At 60.8% G+C, this 15,744-nt stretch carries 14 protein-coding genes; 5 read left to right on the forward strand and 9 right to left on the reverse strand.

The window, feature by feature from the left end; translation table 11 throughout:
• Positions 1-365 precede the first annotated feature (365 nt).
• The 4 genes from MAIT1_RS21555 to MAIT1_RS12425 form a co-directional block, all read right to left on the reverse strand.
• Complete coding sequence (locus MAIT1_RS21555) at positions 366-881, reverse strand: hypothetical protein (protein ID WP_143814820.1); 516 nt, start codon at positions 879-881, stop codon at positions 366-368.
• A 367-nt stretch (positions 882-1,248) separates the two neighbouring features.
• The gene (locus MAIT1_RS12415; protein WP_085442604.1) at positions 1,249-1,548 is read right to left on the reverse strand and encodes a DUF2061 domain-containing protein; all 300 of its coding nucleotides are present in this window, start codon (positions 1,546-1,548) and stop codon (positions 1,249-1,251) included.
• Positions 1,549-1,631: 83 nt separating this feature from the next.
• Positions 1,632-2,468 carry a class I SAM-dependent methyltransferase gene (locus MAIT1_RS12420; RefSeq protein ID WP_158089464.1) on the reverse strand — a complete coding sequence of 279 codons (837 nt, stop codon included), beginning with the start codon at positions 2,466-2,468 and terminating at the stop codon, positions 1,632-1,634.
• A 244-nt stretch (positions 2,469-2,712) separates the two neighbouring features.
• Entirely contained in the window at positions 2,713-3,585 is an 873-nt protein-coding gene (locus tag MAIT1_RS12425; RefSeq protein ID WP_085442606.1) for a CPBP family intramembrane glutamic endopeptidase, read from the reverse strand.
• A gap of 153 nt (positions 3,586-3,738) precedes the next feature.
• On the opposite strand from MAIT1_RS12425, the gene MAIT1_RS12430 reads away from it, so the two are divergent.
• Positions 3,739-4,365 (forward strand): TetR/AcrR family transcriptional regulator, encoded by a 627-nt coding sequence (locus tag MAIT1_RS12430; protein WP_085442607.1) that lies wholly within the window; start codon positions 3,739-3,741, stop codon positions 4,363-4,365.
• Between the two features lie 109 nt (positions 4,366-4,474).
• On the opposite strand, the gene MAIT1_RS12435 is transcribed toward MAIT1_RS12430, so the two are convergent.
• Positions 4,475-5,746 carry an LbtU family siderophore porin gene (locus tag MAIT1_RS12435; RefSeq protein WP_085442608.1) on the reverse strand — a complete coding sequence of 424 codons (1,272 nt, stop codon included), beginning with the start codon at positions 5,744-5,746 and terminating at the stop codon, positions 4,475-4,477.
• A gap of 359 nt (positions 5,747-6,105) precedes the next feature.
• Between MAIT1_RS12435 and MAIT1_RS12440 the strand changes: the two genes are divergently transcribed.
• Positions 6,106-7,149, forward strand: coding sequence for an IS110 family RNA-guided transposase (locus MAIT1_RS12440; protein WP_085442609.1), 1,044 nt, complete (start codon positions 6,106-6,108; stop codon positions 7,147-7,149).
• 393 nt (positions 7,150-7,542) lie between these two features.
• On the opposite strand, the gene MAIT1_RS12445 is transcribed toward MAIT1_RS12440, so the two are convergent.
• Entirely contained in the window at positions 7,543-8,853 is a 1,311-nt protein-coding gene (locus tag MAIT1_RS12445; protein WP_085442610.1) for an endonuclease Q family protein, read from the reverse strand.
• 422 nt (positions 8,854-9,275) lie between these two features.
• Complete coding sequence (locus tag MAIT1_RS12455) at positions 9,276-10,028, reverse strand: dienelactone hydrolase family protein (RefSeq protein WP_241893475.1); 753 nt, start codon at positions 10,026-10,028, stop codon at positions 9,276-9,278.
• Between the two features lie 299 nt (positions 10,029-10,327).
• On the opposite strand from MAIT1_RS12455, the gene MAIT1_RS12460 reads away from it, so the two are divergent.
• The 3 genes from MAIT1_RS12460 (at position 10,328) to MAIT1_RS12470 (ending at position 14,474) form a co-directional block, all read left to right on the forward strand.
• On the forward strand, positions 10,328-11,944 hold the full coding sequence (locus MAIT1_RS12460; RefSeq protein ID WP_085442613.1) for a GGDEF domain-containing protein: 1,617 nt from the start codon (positions 10,328-10,330) through the stop codon (positions 11,942-11,944).
• 152 nt (positions 11,945-12,096) lie between these two features.
• Positions 12,097-12,666, forward strand: coding sequence for a Tll0287-like domain-containing protein (locus tag MAIT1_RS12465; protein WP_085442614.1), 570 nt, complete (start codon positions 12,097-12,099; stop codon positions 12,664-12,666).
• A 107-nt stretch (positions 12,667-12,773) separates the two neighbouring features.
• The gene (locus tag MAIT1_RS12470) at positions 12,774-14,474 is read left to right on the forward strand and encodes a hypothetical protein (protein WP_085442615.1); all 1,701 of its coding nucleotides are present in this window, start codon (positions 12,774-12,776) and stop codon (positions 14,472-14,474) included.
• 41 nt (positions 14,475-14,515) lie between these two features.
• Here the strand turns inward: MAIT1_RS12470 and MAIT1_RS12475 are convergent, their stop codons facing one another.
• Together MAIT1_RS12475 and MAIT1_RS12480 are read right to left on the reverse strand one after the other, a co-directional pair.
• Positions 14,516-15,076, reverse strand: coding sequence for a Gx transporter family protein (locus MAIT1_RS12475; RefSeq protein ID WP_085442616.1), 561 nt, complete (start codon positions 15,074-15,076; stop codon positions 14,516-14,518).
• Positions 15,073-15,489: a NusG domain II-containing protein gene (locus MAIT1_RS12480; RefSeq protein ID WP_085442617.1), complete on the reverse strand. Its 417-nt coding sequence runs from the start codon at positions 15,487-15,489 to the stop codon at positions 15,073-15,075. The genes MAIT1_RS12475 and MAIT1_RS12480 overlap by 4 nt, the downstream gene beginning before the upstream one ends.
• Positions 15,490-15,744 lie beyond the last annotated feature (255 nt).

A 15,744-nucleotide genomic window follows, 5' to 3' on the forward strand; every position in this document is an offset into this window, starting at 1 on the left:
GGCTGCGCCCCTTAAGCGGGTCCAGGGCGGCGCCCTGGCGGGTCAAGGGCAGCGCCCTTGCGGGGTTTGGGGCAGCGCCCCAATATCTTTCAGTATTAAGCCGTTTCCTCATTGAACAGAGGTCGAGCCAGTAAGGAGTGGGAAAAGAAGCGCTGGACGGGGAGCCAGCAAGAAGGCTGTCGGGGAAACGGCGGGTGAGCAGGCCCCGAAGGGGCCGTCGTCCGCAGGACGGCGAACTGCAGTAAAGGCTGGCGCCGGGGAAAGTTGAAAAGTGTGTGCGGGATAGGGTTTCATTAAGTAACCGTCCCCGAAATTCTCATAACTTCGGCACCCTGCAAGATGATGGAGGTTTCTTGCCTGCAAAATCACCGTAACCGTGCAGGGCCTGGAGCTGTTTCTAACTGACAAGGCGTGATATTTTCTTTCTTGCACTTCTCCAACAGGATTTTATTTCTGGCAATCTCTTCTGGATAGAGAAAAGTTGCAACTGGCTTATGATGCTCTATCCACTCTGCTTTCACAATTGGATGTGTGTTTTTCTTATAGAATGTCGCGCTACCGCAATTGACAAAATAGTGGGTGTTTGATCTCCACTCGGTTTCGCAATAACCTGGGTGAGTATATCGAAAGACTTCTGTGGATCCGCCCTCTACGGTTTTTCCCCCTTTAGGGACAATATGCACCTGATAAGTGGTGGCGACTGTCGAATGATAGTTAGCCTCGATAGTGACAGCTTCCCAGCGACTATCTGGAGAGGGCTCACGCCTTATTTCAACCAACTCTGGGTCCCATAAAAAATAAATAATTAAAAACGGGGCATTAAAAATCACCAATAATGCGATTATTGGAAATATAACAACCCATACAATAAACCGCTTCACAGATAAATTTCCCATAAGACCCATTTTTTAAATTCAGAATTCCGGGTATGATCACTTAATTGAACACACGCTCGCACACACTTTTCAACTTTCCCTGGCGCTAACTTTTAAAGCATTCGCCACCCTGCGGGCGACGGCGCTACGCGCCTGCTCACTGCCGTTTCCCCGACTGCCTGCGTGCTGGCTCTTTGCTTCCAGTACGCCCCCATTTCCTACTGGCTCGGACTCTGTTCTATGGGGAAACGGACAAAGACTACTGCCACGGCCACACCGTGGGCGCTGCCCACACCCGCTGGGGTCGCGGACCCCAGACCCCGCCGCCGACCAGTCGGCGGCCCCCTTTTTGTCCGTGCGCACCCTACGCTTCTTATTGTGTCACGCTTTGCGCCAATCTCACCGGCGCGGCAGGACGCTTTTCACCCTCACGCCCCCACAACACCCGGCTCCACGCCCGCTCATGACCATAATAAAGCGCCAACTTGGTAAACACCTCCAAACTGGCGATGCCCCCGGCAAACTTCAAACTCCCCGTGATCACCCACGAGATCAAAAATGTGTCCATGGTCGCCAAGATCCGCCATGAAGCGGTCTTGGCAATGGATCTGGCGCGACTCTCCATCACTCTCTCCCCGGTGACAAAACGACTCTCCTCGTGATGCGGCAACATGGCGCATCGAAGGAGGCAATCTGCATAAAAAATGCCGCCTGGGGAGTCCAGGCGGCAGCGTGATTCAACACGTCAGAGGAAACCTAAGCGCAGCGCGCAATCACGCCAATCTCTGCGCCATGATCACTCAGCGGATCCCCGTTCAATCCTCCCATCATCTCCTCCACCACAAAGCCCGCATCAGCCAACTCCCGGGTCAAACTTGCCGGGATAAAGTAGTACAGCCAGTTGAAAACTTCCCAGCGCTGCTCCGGCTCCACAATGACATATCGGTCCAGCGTGACCCGCTCCTCGGCATAGACGAACGTTTGTTGAATCCCCACATAGTCGCCCGGCGCCCAGAAGCCGTTCATCAGACGGGACTCCATAACGCACCCTTCACGGCGCTGCGTCAGCGCGCCGGGACCCAGCACATCCAGCACAATGCGCCCGCCGGGGTTGAGCATGGCGCGCATGCGTTGCAGCAACGTCGCGCGCTGACTGGGCGAGAGAGGGCAAAGATCAAAATAGATCAGCGTGATCAGGTCGAAGCCCTGCGGCAAAGGATCGTGCAGATAGTCGGCGCACACATAGTCGATGGGCTGATTCTGCGCTGTGGCTTGGGCGCGTGCGTATGCCAACGAGTGGGCGGAGAAGTCGACGCCAGTGACTTCGGCGCCAAGGGCAGCGAAACGTTGGGTGTAGAGCCCCGGGCCGCAACCCAGGTCGCATACGCGCTTGTCGGCCAGCGGCAGGCGCGCATTGATCCAGGCGACGGCGACGTCGATGGCCGCCGGTGGACGGGACGCCAGCTCGGTGTGCGGGTTGAGATGATAAGCGAGCATCTGTTGCGCCAGATGCGGGCGCGTCCACAGTGTGTTGGCGCTATAGCGCGAGAACGGCGCCGGGCGCCGCGTCAGTTCGGTCAGAAAATCGTACATAACAGTACCCCTGCGCATCCGTAAGCGGATGCGCGAAACAGTGGAATCAGAGAAACACGGGGGTGCGGCCGGAAGTGGGCGCAGGGGAACGATCCCAAACGCTACGGAGCGAATGGGTCGAAAGCGCGCTGGCCGCGGTTATGTGCGAATCAGAACATGATGCGCGCCACCCTAGCAGAGCGGCGCGGCGGACAAAAGCAAAAACGCCGCCCGGAGCGACTCCGGGCGGCCCGGGCGGAAGAGTTCAGGGCGTGGGGTGGGGCAGCGGCGCAGACGACTCTGGCGGGGGGGAAATCTCCCCATCAAGGTCCCGATTCAGAAAGAGTGCGCGCTCAGTCCAGAGCAGATAGGCGCACAAACCCAGCAGCAGCAGAGTCTGGATCATCTTGCTGTCCGGGTGGGTGGCGAAGATCTCATTGAACACATTGGCGGACATGTGCAGCGCCACGGTGATGAGAATATTGCGGCCTGTTTTGTAGTAGAGCCAGTTCATCAACAGCACAAAGGGGAACAGGCTGACCAGGAAATTGAAGCTGTGGATCACGCTCTGAGCCGCCAGATTGCTGTGGTAATAGCCGTCAATAAGCGCCAGCGGCAGATGCCAGAGCCCCCAATAGAGGGCGAACAGCAGGGAGCTGGTCAGCAGGGAGAATCGACGGCGCAGGCAGTCGACGCCATAGCTGTGCCACGCCAACTCTTCGATAATCGGCGCGCTCAACAGGATAAACCACACCGGGAACACCGTTGAGCTGAAGCTGGTCTGGCCACTGATGACAAACTGGTCGGCGTCATAGCCCAGAAGCAGGGAGAGCGCCATGGCGGCGAGGATGCTGGCGGGCATCAGAACCAGCGCCAGCCCCACATAAACGCCGCTGCCTGGGGCGATCCGCGTCAACCGCTGGGCCATATCCCGCAGCACAGCGCGATCCCTTGCCGCCAAAGCGAGGGCCGTCAGCAGCGGCGCGCACAGCCCCGCCAGCCCCAACGCAGAGATGAGCAGCCCATATTGCGCCGCATCAGGACGATGACTCAACGCCGCCGCCATCAGCCACAAGCTCCAGGGCATGGCGGCGCTGAGGAGATAGAACGTCAACGTGTGCCGGTAGTGGTGGATCATCGAAGCCCCCGTTTGATTGATCAGAGGGGTCAAACCTCTCTGAGAAAATTATAGTCGACTAAAAAGTTATCGTCGGGCGGGCGAGCTTGTCAATAATTATTTAGTCGACTATAATTTTATGTGAGAAGCGATGCTGTCACAGGAGAGAAGCCGATGGGCGGATTTGGCAGACGGGAATTGAACAAGGCGCAAACCCGCGTGGATCTGCTCAATGCGGTGTATAAACTGACGGCCAACACGCGCTTTGATGAGTTGAAGGTGAAACAGATCGCCGCCGAGGCGGGCATCACCGAGATGACCTTCTTCAACTACTTCGCCAAGAAGGAGGATGTTCTCCGCTATATGATGGGCGTGTGGGCGTTGGAGTTGATGGTGTTGCAGCACGAACAGCCGTTGACGGGGGCGGCGGCCATCCGCCGTCTGTTTCAGCACACGGCGGAGTATGTGCAGAAGCGCCCACGCCTGATGGCCCACTTTGTGGCGCTGCTGCTCATCCGTGACCTGCCGCCGCAAGGGGACGCCATTGAGCCAGCAGACAGGTTCCTATGGCATCCCGATATCCCCGCCGTGCTGAATGGAGAGATTCCCAGCGGCAACGAGATTCTGTTGCGCCATCTGCGCGAGATGCCAGCGGTGGCCGATCCCATGCAGACCCTGATGCATCTGGCCTCCTGTTTTTATGGCGACATGGTGCTGGCGCACACGGCGGATCTGCCGATTGATGAACTCTACGCCAGCAGCTTGGATCGGATATTGGGTCCGCAAGGGAAGCAATCATAGGCCATTGAAATGGCCCAGATGAGGCGGGGCGTGAAACGAAACGCGGCGAGGAGAAGCTCCTCGCCGCGTAATCCAAACAGAATCTCTCGAGATGATGCCCTGGCGGGGATCAGAACTCGGCGGCCAGACGCATGGTGACCTGGTCGCGGTCGTCGCCGGCGCCAGCGGCCACGCGGGCGCCGGTTTTGCTGGTGGCGTAATCTTCGGAGTGCATGTACTCCAGACCCAGCGACACGCCGTCGAGAATCGCCACATTGACGATAGCCAACCAACGATCTTCGGGCTGGCCCAGGTCCAGTGCTTCGTCAGTGCCGTCATAGGCCACGGCGAAGGTGACCGGATAGCTCTTGATTTCGGTGTCGTAGGCCAGCTCCAGATGCCAGGCGCGGGGTTTGGCGCCCTGGCCATTCCACGCCAGTTCGGCGGCGGCGAAGCGTTCGGCGGCGGTGAAGTATTCGCCGGTGAGGGTGAACCCGGCCATGCTCAGGCTCAGGTGGGCGTCCCAGGCGCCGATGCGCTTGGCGATGGCGTCCACGTTGCCCGCCGCGCCGCCAGTGCCCAGGGTGTCGGAGATGTTGCCGTCTTCGATGCTATTGACGTAGCTGACCGCAGCGTCCACGCCCACGGCGCCCACTTCGCCGCCATAACTCAGCATGATGCCGTAGCCGCCCAGGGTGTCGTCGGTGTCGCCGGAGACGCGGCTGTCGCCATTGAAAGCGTAGCCTTGACCGGTGAAGCCACTGGCGGTGGCGCCAAGAATGACGGCGGTCTCGCCGCCCATTTCACCGATGGTTTTGGGCAGGGAGTCGGCAAACGCCGCCGACGGGAAGGCGCCGAAGGGCAGGGTCTCTTTACCCGCCGTCAACCACACCGGATAGCGTTCGGTGTTGCCGATGGTGATGGAGCCGGCGTCGAACTGAATGCGCGAGCCGTCGGCGTCCTCTTCATATTTCAGGGTGGTGTGGGCGCTGGCCCAGCTATTCATCTGCGCGGCCACGTCCACTTCCACGGTGCTGACCACGATATCGCTGGAGCTGTCGCCGGTGGTGGCGTTCCAGTCATTATTGAGGTCGTTGCTGGTCACCGCGTCCACTTCCATCTTGCCGCTCAGGCTGATGCGTTGGGTCCATTCGGGGGCCGCCGCGCCGCTCTTGGCGCTGCTATCGGCTTGCGCCTTGGCCACCGCTTTGACCTCTTCGGAGGCCGCGCCCAGTTTCTGTTGCAGCGCCTCGATCTGCTTCTGCTGTTGTTGAATCAGCTTCCACAGTTCGGCGCGGCTGGGCAGATCATCGGCGGCGTTGGCCATGCCGGAAAGGCCGATGACGCCAAGCATGGCGGCGGCGCTAATGGTCAGACGGGTGGGTGTGCCAGCGTTGTTCACAGGACGGCTCCTCATCACAGTGCAGTCGGATCTTACATTTCATGTCGAACTGAGGTGACTTTTCGGCGCGCGGCGGGCAAAGCTGAAGAATTTTCAGCAGATGGCGGGCAAAAATGGGGAAATGGCGGGGCTGAAGGTCTATATACAATGATTCAAAAACAAAACTGCACAGAACGGCCAATGTTTGCGTGACACAGGTTGGTCTGCGCTGACTATTGGCCGCCGACTGGTCGGCGGCGGGGTCTGGGGGCCGCGCCCCCAGCGGGTGTAATGGAATGGTCCGCTCCGCTACCCAAACGGCCTCGCAATGGGCCAAGATGGTGGTGTGTTTTTCCATCTAAACGGAGTCGGAGCGGACCATGAGCAATCATATCGAAAACGGACAGGTACGGGTACTGGGGATTGATCTGGGCAAGAGCGTGTTTCAGTTGCATGGCGTCGATGCGCGCGGCAAGAGCGTTCTGAAACAGCGCTTGAAACGAGATAAGTTACTGGAGTTCATGGCGCAACTGCCGCCGTGCCTGGTGGGGATGGAAGCCAGTAGCGGCGCGCATCACTGGGCGCGGAAATTTCAGGGATATGGGCATGAAGTGCGTTTGATGGCGCCGCAATATGTGAAGCCCTACGTGAAGCGGCACAAGAACGACAGCGTGGACGCTGAGGCGATATGTGAAGCGGTACAGCGTCCGAATATGCGTTTTGTGGGGATCAAAAGCGTTGCCCAGCAAGAAATTCTAGCGTTGCATCGGGTGCGCAGTCTGGCGGTGAAGAACCGCACGGCGTTGGTGAACCAGATTCGCGGACTGCTTGCCGAGTATGGGATTGTCTTTCCCAAGAGCATCAAGCAGGCGCGGCGGGCGATTGTGCTGATTTTGAGTGATGAGAGCTCGGAAATGAGCGCCAATTTTCGCGTAATTCTGGAGGATGAGCGCGATGAGCTGGCGCATTTGGATGAGCGCATCGGCAAATATGAGCGTGAGATTGAGGCGCTGGCCAAGGCGGAGCCGCAGTGTCGATTGCTGATGACGATCCCGGGAGTGGGACCGATCACGGCGACGGCGCTGTTGGCGTCGGTGGGGGATGTGCGGGCGTTTAAGAATGGCCGGGAGCTGTCGGCATGGATAGGGTTGGTTCCGAATCAGCACTCCACAGGGGGCAAGGCGTGGCTGACGGGGATCAGCAAGCGGGGAAATGGTTATCTTCGCACCCTGTTGATCCATGGGGCGCGGGCGGCGTTGCGCGTGTGTGAAAACAAGCCGGATCGCCGCAGCCAGTGGGCAGTGTCGGTGTCGGAACGTCGCGGCGCAAATAGAGCAGTGGTGGCGCTGGCCAACCGCATGGCGCGCAGCGCGTGGGCGATGCTGGTGAAGCAGGAGGCCTATGGGGACAGCGCCGCTGTGTAGAGAGAGCGCAATACAACTCTAAAAGAAAAACAGGCCGATAAGGAAAGAGAAAGAGATCCCACCAGCCAGGTTGCGAGAGAGAGTCGAGATTGATGGCGTGAAACGGCATAGCCCTGCGTGGTCAAGAACCTGTTTCGTCCAAGGGCCCATAGAGGCCGAGGGTGTGTTGAGGAGGGCCACGCGCAAATTCCATCAGGGCCAGAGGGCGACAAGCCCCTCATCAACAGGCCGGATACATGGGCGCGACTAAGCCTCACACATCAGTGGACATTTTCTCTTGCCGTGGCGGAGCGGACCATACATGGGCGGAGCCCACGGTGTGGCTGTTGATCTTGGGAGCTCGAGGGCAAAGCCCTCGATATCTTTCAGCGCCCATATGTTCGCTGTTGAACGCTAGCAACGATAGAGCATATCCAGCCAGCGGCGCGTCGACACAGCTTCATCTGGCGCGAACAGACGAATGCGCCCGAACACGCCGTCATAGCCGCATTGGCGAATCACCTGCCCGGCGCGTAGACGCCGGATCGCCTCGGCCAGCAGCTCGGAGCCGACCTCTGCGATCTGCGCCAAGGGAACCTGCGTCAGCAGGGGAATCTCCGGCCCCAGCCGCCCCAATAGCCGCTCTACCGCCCGCGTCACCCGTTTGCTGTTGGGGGATTTAACCCCCGCCAACTCCGCCACGATCTGCGCCAGCGGCGTGAGGGAGACAAACGGCGCCGGGGCGTGATCGCTCTGGTTGGCGGGACGATCGGCCAGCGCCAACACACGGTTGAGCACGCCGGTGGTGAGCGCCTTGCCGCACACCGGGCAGAGGCCGTCGGCGGGGGTGTCCACTTCGGGGTTCAGATGCACATCGCAGGCGCGGTGGCCGTCATGGAAATACTTGCCCTCCTGGGGGAAGAACTCGATGGTTCCGCCATATCCTGCGCCGGTGGCGAGGGCGCGGCGCATGGCGTGGTAATCCAATTCACACTCATAGCGTGTGGCTTCGCGCCCCAGTTTGCTGGGAGAGTGGGCGTCGGAGTGGGAGACCAAACGATAGCGGTCCAGGCTGGAGACTCGCGCCATCATCGCCGGATCCGCCGATAGGCCGGTCTCCAGCGCTAGAATGTGGGGCGTCAGATCGCCAAAACACGCCTCCACCGAATCAAACCCCGAGCGCGCCCCCAACAGCGCATACCACGGGGTCCACACATGGGCGGGGATCAGCAGCGCATCGGCGTCGCTGTGCAGGGTCATCGCCAGCAGATCGCGGGAGTCCAACCCCAGCATGGGGCGGCCATCGGCGTGCAGATTGCCCACCTGGGCCAGGGCGACGCTCAGGCGCTCGGCGGCGGCGAAGGAGGGGAGGCAGATCAGATGGTGAATGCGCCGGGTTTTGCCAGCGCGCTGATAGATAACGGCGATCTCGGTGGTGAGCAGAAAGCGCGGCGCCGGGGCCTCCGCCAGTGCGGGGCCGGTCTGCTCCAGGAGATCGCGTCTAACCGCGGCGGCCAAATCCGGGCGCAGTTGGAACAGTCCCGGTTCCGCTTCGATCAGGGCTTCGCGCAGGGTTTGCCGCCACACTGGATGGGTGAAGTCCGCCGTTCCCACCACGCCGATGCCTTTACGCTGCGCCCATAAGGCGATGTTTTGCGGCGTCATTTCCCGGCTGACCGCGCGCGAGAAGGGGGAGTGCAGGTGCAGATCGGCGAGGAACTCCATATGCGTCTCTTAAGCGGCGTGATGGGCGTGGAGGGGAGGGGTGCGGCGCATAATCACAGGAAAATGGTGTCTATAAATTTGGAAAACACAAAAAAACGCCATTTTTCGCCCTGCAAAAGGTGGATTTTCCTTGGGGGCAAAAGCGCTCCTGGTGTAGAGTAAAGGCGTGGGCTCATCTCCCCCACATCGCGTTTCACGCAACCCGCGTTCGTCCTCCAGGCGGACGCGAAACGGCCAATCGGTTGCGCCCAGAACGCTATCATCTCCAGGGATTTATGCAACTCCTCTTCACGCCCCCGACCGTCTGGTCGGGGGTTTTTTATTGGCGGATTGCGGCGTTGGCTCGGACGCTCCTGTGGCGGGATTTGCCCATCTCGACCAGAGGGCGCGCTCTGCTGGGGAAAAGAACGCGCCCGCTGGTGTTATTTGCTGGCGAAGATGTCGCCGAGGAACACTTGCAGCGCCGCCCAGGAGCGTTTGTCCGCTATGGGGTTGTAGCCCAGGCCGTCGATGCCCGCTTTGTCGGCGTCGGGGTTGGTGAAGCTGTGTTTGGTTCCGCCGTAGCGGGTGAATTGCCACGCTTTGCCCGAGACGCGCAGTCCGTCGAGGAACTTTGCAATGCGCTCGGCGGGGACAAAGCCGTCATCGTCGCCGTGGGCCACGAAGATTTGCCCCTGAATGCTCTTGGCCTCCTCAGCGCTGGCTGGCGGCAGTGAGCCGTGGAAGCTGGCCACCCCTTTGAGCGGCAACCCCGCATAGGCCATCTGCATCACCGTGGCGCCGCCGAAGCAGTAGCCGATGGCGGCGATGTTGTCCGGGTCCACAATGGCGCGGGACTTGAGCATCTCCAGCCCCAACTGCGCGCGCTTGCGCCAGGCGTGCACATTGCTGGTGATCTGGCTCATCCACGCCTTGGCGTCCTTGCCGTGTTTGGTGATCTTGCCTTCGCCGTACATATCGATGGCGAAGGCCGCATACCCCAACTCCGCCAGCATGCGCGCCCGTTTGCGCGCGTAATCATTTAAACCCCACCATTCGTGTACAACTATCACTCCGGGCCGTTTGCCGGCGATGGCGTCATCCCACACCAGATGCCCGCGCAGGGTGACATCGCCATCCTGATAGCGCACCGCTTCGGTCTGAATCTCGGCGTTGGCGACGCCAGAGCACAGCATGAGCAGTACGCCGATTCCTATAAATATGTTTTTTTTCAATGTTTTCATGATCGCATCCCCAAGAGTTGACGCTTCTGGGCGAGGGGGAAGTTCCCCCTGCCAGGCAATAGTCTACTGCGAGTTCGGCAAGTGCGAAAAGGGACGATGATCTTCCTGCGAAAGTCACAAAATTTCCCAGTAGATTCAATCTAATTTAGAAATACCGCATATTATGATTGAAGCGTCTGCGGCGTTTCTGTTAAGAAATACATGAACTCTTCGATTCCCATAATGTCGCATTACACCGAAATGAGTGTACTATGAGCTGGCCCACCGCCGATCAAATTCAACGTTGGCGGAGCTTGTCGTGGATGGTGATGGCGGCGACTCCCATTATTGTTCTTGTTGTCCTTTGGTTAGTTCTTTTCAAGTTCACGGGCGCGGCCACCACAGCGGCGTCAGTGGCGCTGTTGCTGCTGCTGGCGGTGATGGTGATTGGCGTCAACTGGTTCTTCCACCACCGCATCGTGCCGCTGATCCGCATGGTGGAGAGCATCCTGGGCGTGGTGCGGCGGGGGCGTGAAGGCGACTTCACCGGCCGCGTGCAGTGTGACCACTGCGAAGGCGGTTTGGCGGAGATCGCCGCCAATCTCAACCGCCTGATGGACCACCTGCGCGAGAATCTGGGCAAGATCAGCGACGATGTGGCCAAACTGATCCACTACAACGTGGATGACCACACCAACCAGCTCTCCTCGGTCACCGAGGTGGTGGAGGCGCTGGTGGAGGTGTCGCAGTTCAAGCAGCAGATCGAAGAGGATCTGACCAAACGCGAGGTCTATCAACGCATCTCCCAGGTGCTGGAGACGCGCTTTGGTCTGCAGCGCTTCTCCATCTATGAAGTCTCCGCCAGTCAGAACCGCATGCATCCCATGGTGCTCGATGGCGCCGCCGCCGAAACCGGCTGCCGCTGGTGCCGCCACGAGGTGCAGTACCAGGCCGAGCTGTGCCGCGCGCAACGCACCGGGCATATGGTGGATGGCGTCACCGCGCCCGCTATCTGCAATCAGTTCGTCAACGCTCAGGGGGAGCGCTCGGATCTGCGCTATATGTGCATTCCCGTCATCCACTCCGGTTCGGTGGGCAACGTGGTGCAGCTGGTGGTGGAGCACGATCACGGCATCATGTTCCAACTGCTGCGCCCCTTCATTGAGGTCTATCTGCGCGAATCGGCATCGGTGATCGAGTCCAAGCGCCTGATGGAAAAACTGCGCGAATCGGCCTTGCGCGACGCCCTGACCGGTTTGCACAATCGTCGCTTCCTGGAGGAGTTCGCCCCCACCGCAGTGGCCGCCTCCGAGCGCAAAGGGCAGACCCTGGCGGTGTTGATGATGGATCTGGACCACTTCAAAATGGTCAACGACACATACGGCCACCAGGCGGGCGATACAGTGCTCAAATCCCTGTCGCAAACTCTGCAGACCCAGGTGCGCGCCGCCGATTTGGTGGTGCGGTATGGCGGCGAGGAGTTCCTGGTGGTGCTGCAGTGCGAAACGCCAGGCCAAGGCGCCAAGATCGCCGAGAAGGTGCGCGCGGCGGTGGAGGATCTGACCATCCCCATCTCCGGCGGCGTGCTCAAAAAGACCATCTCCATCGGTTGGGCGGAGTTCCCCAACGACGCCCCGGACTTCTGGGAGGCGGTGCAGTGCGCCGATGCCGCGTTGTATCGCGCCAAGGAGTCGGGCCGCAACCGCGTGGTGCACTGTTCGCAAGGGGAAGAGGGCGAGGAGAGTGAAGCCGCCCCCGCCAGCGGCGCCAAACCCGCCGTCAGCGCCAAGGAGAGTGGCGGCGGCAGCTACTGCGCCACCGGCTCCAATGACGATGCCGAGACGGTGAAAACCAAGGTCGAAGCGCTCTCCAAAGCGTCCACTCACTGAGCCACTCCAGTGCGCGCGGCTGTGCGGCGATCCTTGCCCCGGCCTGGTGAAACCGGCAACATGCCCGGCGGGGGAGGGAAATCAGCGCGTTGGATTCAGCGCACCAAGCGCCAACGCACATCGCCGATGCAAGCAAGATGGAGAGTGAACAGATGAAGAGATTGGGCGTTATGACCTTGGGCGCGGCCCTGTTGCTGGCGTCGCCTGCGTTTGCCGCGGAAGACACCGAAGCGCTGGCGGCGGAAGCGCGCGGCGCCGTCAAAGCCTTCTTTGGCAATCTCAAAGGCACTTTGGTCAAGGGACTGAAATCCGGCGGTCCCGCTGTGGGCGTGCAGGTGTGCAGCGCGGCGGCCAAAGGCATCGCCCGCAACGCCTCGCGTCAATATGGCGGCGAAGTGGGCCGCACCAGCCTGAAGGTGCGCAACCCTGAAAACGCCCCCGACGCCTGGGAGCATCTGGTGCTGCAGAGCTTTGATGCGCGTCTGGCCAAGGGCGAGGATCCCAAAAAGATGGAGCATTATGAGATCCTCAACGACGGCAAGACCTTCCGCTACATGAAGGCGATCCCCACCGCTGAGAAGCCCTGCCTGATGTGCCATGGCGAAAAGATCAGCCCCGAAGTGCAGAAGATTTTGGCTGAGAAGTACCCCGACGATAAAGCCGTGGGTTACAAGGCGGGCCAGATTCGCGGCGCCTTCACCCTACAGAAAGCGTTGCAGTAAACGCCTGTGACATGCTGTTCCAAAGAGAGCGCCCGATGCGGCGCTCTCTTTTTATCTTTTCATAAAACATAAGATTTTTTCGAGAGTTTAACGCGAGGCTCATATCCATGCAGCTCAATCCGATGCACTTGCTCACTGGTGTGGCGCTGCTGCTTTGGCTCGGCGCGTCCACGCCCGCAGCAGCAGTGACTTCCGGTGAATATCAGCGTGTGGCGGCGTTGGAGCAACAGCGCAAAAAGGTGGGGAGAGAGCTGCGCGCGGCTCTGTCTGGCGGCCTGTATCTCTCCTTCAACCGCTTGCAGAGCAGTTGGCGCTCCTATCGTCGCGCGCGCTGCTACTTTGAAGCTCGACTGGCGCAACTGGAGGGATCCCGTCACGGGCCGCCGCTCATGGTGCGCAACGCCCGCAACGCATCAGGCAAACTCCAGCAAGACCCAGCTTGCCTGGTCGATCTTCTGGAACAGGAGGGGCGCTTGTGGTTGCGCTACCGGGAGCATGCCGACCGCGCCGTCAATCAGAGTGAGAAAGAGTTGACGCAAGCCAAAATAGATCGCCAAACGAGTAAGTTGTTGAGTCAGGAGATTCGGCAAACGTTGGATGATCGGGGCGACAAGGCGCTGGGCAGAATCTATCGCGCCACCTACACGTCATGGCTCAATGTGATGGCGATGCAGTGTGTGTTTGAGGCGATGCTGCCGGTTGTGCGGGAGGATGAGCTGGAAGCCGCCATGAGTCCCATGATGGACACGCGCTGTTTGCAAAACCATATGCAGCAGATGGTTGTGACGCTCAAATCCTACCAAACCCGCATCGGCGCGCTGCCGGAAAAGGCGGCGGAGTCGAGCGCGCCAACGCCACCGCCTGCGCAAGCGTCGCCGCCGCCATCAAAGCCTGCGTCCAACATCTGTGTGATGAGTGGATTACCAGATGAATTTCAATTGGTTGCAGCGGGAGTATACAGCGGCGGTCAACCCGCATCCAAGCAGCTGGAAAAGGGTGGGCCTGTCACCAGGCAGGTGGTGGTCAAAGCGCACCTGCCGGACAAACCGGTGGTGCTGGCGCTCACCGCGTATGATCCAGTGATCTGGCGGATTCACCGCTCACCGCAAACCACCATCGCAGGCGTGATCGTCAGCGGCTACTCCGCCCAGAGTGTGGAGGGAGTGGCGCGTGATGTCCCGGTGCGCAATGTGAACGGCCCGTTGAACGAGCGGAGCGACTGCCGCCGCTTCTACGCCTATCGCACCGATCAGGCGGAGAGTTTGAACGCGCGGCTCAAAACGCTGACTGGACGTTCAATGGACCATTTCGAACCGGGTGGGGGTTCGGTGCGGAGCATCGCGCTTGGTCAGGCGGAGCAGGTGCCGGAGAGCGACTGGATCGTCGGCGGCACAGGGGAGATGCCAAAGTCCGGCGCCAACCAAGCCGAGTTGCCTGCGGGCATGGCGGGTTTCGAAGCGCTGGCGGCGCGCGGCGATCTGCGTCTGGCGACCCAGGCGGAGATCGATGCGTGGGTGAACAAGGCGCAACAGAAGCGTCCTGGGGTGAAAATCACCCATCGCATGCGCGTGGGCAACGCCTACATGGTGCTTAAGCAGACCACTCTGCCCAATAACCAACGCAGCCCGAGCCTCATCAGTGGTCAGAGCGGCAGCGGCATTCCCACTCTGCTTTTGCCATCAGGCGCGCCCAGCCCCAACAATCGCGACGGAATCATCATGCTCTATCGCATGGAGCAGGGGGACTGTGTGGGGTTGTTGGATAGAGCGTGCGTTCAGCGTAGGTCGGCCAAAATCGTGATCAAATAGGCAAGCAGGCCAAGGCGTAGGCTTGTGTGGTGTGGTTAGATTCAGTGGCGTCGCAGCCGCTCGATGAGCAGAAACGCCAGCACGCCGTTGAACAGGCCGGTGATCCAGGCGCTGAACAGAAACCCCGGCAGCGCCAGATAGAGGCCGTCGTGGCGCACCAGCAGCAGGTTGGCGATCACCACCTGGGCGCCCATGTGCGCCAGCGCCATGAGGATGGAGACCCCCACCGGCCCCAGTTGTCGTGATGGCGAGCCGCAGCCGGGCAATCTGTGCGCCGCCATGGCCAGCCCCATGGCCGCCACCGCCGCCAGCGCCCCGCCCAGACTCAGAAAGAAGGTGGGGGAGAGGAACGTCCCCAGCACAAACGCGCCGACGAATACGCGGATCAGCGCCACCGTCACCGCCAGTCGCCAGCCCAGGTGAAACAGCGTCGCCACCACAAACAGATTGGCCACCCCCGGCTTGAACCACGGACCCAGCCCCGGCAAGGCGCTTTCGGCCACATGGGCGGCGATGGCGGCGGCGGTGAGCCACGCCGCCAACAGGTCGCGGCGCAGAGGATGGAGCGGCTCGGAGTCGACGTGGGCGAGGGGGCGCGTCATTGGGCGATGGCGTCAAAGGCGTTGGGGTCGTCGGCGCCGCGCGTGGCGGCATTGCCGGTGATCTTCACCAGCACCCCGCACGGCACGCACACCGCCACCCGCCCGCTGGAGCCGATCCAGCCGGTGCGGGTTCCGATCATGCGCGCGCTGCGATGCTCCAGCAGACGCGCCTGTCCGCCATGGGTCTCGATGCGCACCGGACCCAGGCGTCCCGCCACCTCCAGCGCGGCGTCGCGATCCAGCGGCAGCGTGGCCACCAGGTGATTGTCCCGATACACCGCCGCCTCCGCCCCCGGCGCGCCCCATAGCAGGTGCGCCGAGACGCCGATCCCCGCCAGGGTCGCCAATGCGACTAAGCGATCCGCGCCGTTACTGGCGCGCCGCAGCAGGGAGAGGGGGGCGGTTAGGGTCATGCGGCTTTATCCTCATGGGAATATAACGATAGGGAGATGAAAGATATTGGGGCTTTGCCCCAAACCCCAGTCGGGCGCCGCCCGACACCCGCCAGGGCGCTGCCCTGGACCCGCGAGGGCTCTGCCCTCGACCCGCCAGGCCAATCAGGACAAATCCAATTTCCCTGGACCCTCGTTAGTTGGCGCTGTGCTTTCATGAAAGTCCGAGTAGGATCACCGAAGTTAAGCGCAGACTGGTCGTTTCTATTATATAGC

The organism is Magnetofaba australis IT-1 (genome assembly GCF_002109495.1).
GTDB classification, from domain to species: Bacteria; Pseudomonadota; Magnetococcia; order Magnetococcales; family Magnetococcaceae; genus Magnetofaba; species Magnetofaba australis.

Bases quoted from the DNA above. Each gene is read 5' to 3' on its own strand.
- MAIT1_RS12440 (WP_085442609.1), top strand. From the start codon at position 6,106: ATGAGCAATCATATCGAAAACGGACAGGTACGGGTACTGGGGATTGAT.
- MAIT1_RS12460 (WP_085442613.1), top strand. From the start codon at position 10,328: ATGAGCTGGCCCACCGCCGATCAAATTCAACGTTGGCGGAGCTTGTCG.
- MAIT1_RS12420 (WP_158089464.1), bottom strand. From the start codon at position 2,468: ATGTACGATTTTCTGACCGAACTGACGCGGCGCCCGGCGCCGTTCTCG.
- MAIT1_RS12465 (WP_085442614.1), top strand. From the start codon at position 12,097: ATGAAGAGATTGGGCGTTATGACCTTGGGCGCGGCCCTGTTGCTGGCG.
- MAIT1_RS12445 (WP_085442610.1), bottom strand. From the start codon at position 8,853: ATGGAGTTCCTCGCCGATCTGCACCTGCACTCCCCCTTCTCGCGCGCG.
- MAIT1_RS12425 (WP_085442606.1), bottom strand. From the start codon at position 3,585: ATGATCCACCACTACCGGCACACGTTGACGTTCTATCTCCTCAGCGCC.
- MAIT1_RS12455 (WP_241893475.1), bottom strand. From the start codon at position 10,028: ATGCTGTGCTCTGGCGTCGCCAACGCCGAGATTCAGACCGAAGCGGTG.
- MAIT1_RS12475 (WP_085442616.1), bottom strand. From the start codon at position 15,076: ATGACGCGCCCCCTCGCCCACGTCGACTCCGAGCCGCTCCATCCTCTG.
- MAIT1_RS12415 (WP_085442604.1), bottom strand. From the start codon at position 1,548: ATGTTGCCGCATCACGAGGAGAGTCGTTTTGTCACCGGGGAGAGAGTG.
- MAIT1_RS12480 (WP_085442617.1), bottom strand. From the start codon at position 15,489: ATGACCCTAACCGCCCCCCTCTCCCTGCTGCGGCGCGCCAGTAACGGC.
- MAIT1_RS12430 (WP_085442607.1), top strand. From the start codon at position 3,739: ATGGGCGGATTTGGCAGACGGGAATTGAACAAGGCGCAAACCCGCGTG.
- MAIT1_RS12470 (WP_085442615.1), top strand. From the start codon at position 12,774: ATGCAGCTCAATCCGATGCACTTGCTCACTGGTGTGGCGCTGCTGCTT.